We start from the raw sequence: 1,484 nt of genomic DNA on the forward strand, positions 1-1,484 counted from the left end.
ATGAAAAGCGAAGGATTGCTGTCACGCTGTTATCTGAAAGGGCGCAAGGGCGATCGGATTCATGCGCTGCTGTGTGGTGTCGGCATGAATTTGAGGAAAGTCATGAAGAAGCTCAGGGAGCTTCTTTTTGTCTGTTACTTTTTCCGCTTTTCAGGTCTATTTTGGCGTTATGTCCGGTCAATGATCTTCAATTTTTTGTGCTCATTGGCCAGTATAAGGAGAGCCGAATTCGACTCCCCGGAAAAAATCGGGGTTTAGCAGGGGCGACTAAATATAACGGATCGGAACGCTATCTCCTGACTAATTGCTGTTTAAAGTACACACGGCAACAGTTTAAAGAAGTACGAGAACGAGAGGGCACTTTCAGAGTTATTGATGAATTCCTGACCGGTGATGAGACGATCGCGTATCAATTCGCTATCCGTTGTTAGCGGGCAATTCTATCAAGCGCAGTGCCCTCATCAATCAGAATGTTACAACCCATTCTTCTGAAATGGCGGCTGGTGGCACGAGTGCTTGTTCTACCCCGACTGGCAGCAGCGCTTCATCAGGCTCTGGACACTGTTGCGCGATACCACCCTGCCCGCCTGTGCCGAATTTGCGCTGCCGCAGTGGCGAGAAGCGCTGGCGCATTTCGAAAACCCGGCACGTATCGGCAAGCCGATGCTGGTCATCGATCGTTTATAGCCCTACCCGGAGCGCCAATAACGCCATGCCGCGACACCATCGAAAACATGGTTGCCGGCTTTGATCCGCGCGGCCCGTGCGGGCCGCGACCACGAGCACATGGCTGTCGGATGGAATGAGCGCCGTTTCTATCCGCGCGGCCCGTGCGGGCCGCGACTCTGGGCCGTCACTACTGTGTCATGACACCACTGCGTTTCTATCCGCGCGGCCCGTGCGGGCCGCGACATAACGCAACAATGGCATGCACTACATTTTGGACTGTTTCTATCCGCGCGGCCCGTGCGGGCCGCGACGCAAACGGCTGGCGTCGTCCGCGATCGACTCCATGTTTCTATCCGCGCGGCCCGTGCGGGCCGCGACCTCGGCTGCTGGACCGGATCGGCGACGTCACAACTGTTTCTATCCGCGCGGCCCGTGCGGGCCGCGACATCTTCCAATACGTCGGTAATCAGACGATAGAAGTTTCTATCCGCGCGGCCCGTGCGGGCCGCGACCCGACATCAGCGCGCGCTTTAACCAACATGGGGTGTTTCTATCCGCGCGGCCCGTGCGGGCCGCGACCATTGCATTGACGCCCAGCACTGTAGCGATCTTGAGTTTCTATCCGCGCGGCCCGTGCGGGCCGCGACAACTACCGTCTACCTTCAAATATTGGGTTACCTTAGTTTCTATCCGCGCGGCCCGTGCGGGCCGCGACGCTCCGAGTCGGTACCGGTGGCGGCGCCGGTGTCGTTTCTATCCGCGCGGCCCGTGCGGGCCGCGACAATCGTTCAAAGGAACCAGGTCTTCACTGGTGG

General features: G+C 57.9%; 1 protein-coding gene, 1 pseudogene and 1 CRISPR repeat array. The gene and the pseudogene both read left to right on the forward strand.

Annotation, left to right across the window (positions count from 1 at the left end; genetic code table 11):
• Window positions 1–258, forward strand: a pseudogene (locus tag H146_RS21840) (hypothetical protein); the annotation flags it as partial.
• Between the two features lie 258 nt (window positions 259–516).
• Window positions 517–687 (forward strand): hypothetical protein, encoded by a 171-nt coding sequence (locus H146_RS21270; RefSeq protein WP_019950940.1) that lies wholly within the window; start codon window positions 517–519, stop codon window positions 685–687.
• Window positions 688–744: 57 nt separating this feature from the next.
• Window positions 745–1,451: direct repeats of the CRISPR family, unit length 33 nt; unit sequence GTTTCTATCCGCGCGGCCCGTGCGGGCCGCGAC.
• The last annotated feature ends 33 nt before the right edge of the window (window positions 1,452–1,484 follow it).

The sequence above is a fragment of the Kushneria aurantia DSM 21353 genome, from assembly GCF_000382245.1.
GTDB classification, from domain to species: Bacteria; Pseudomonadota; Gammaproteobacteria; order Pseudomonadales; family Halomonadaceae; genus Kushneria; species Kushneria aurantia.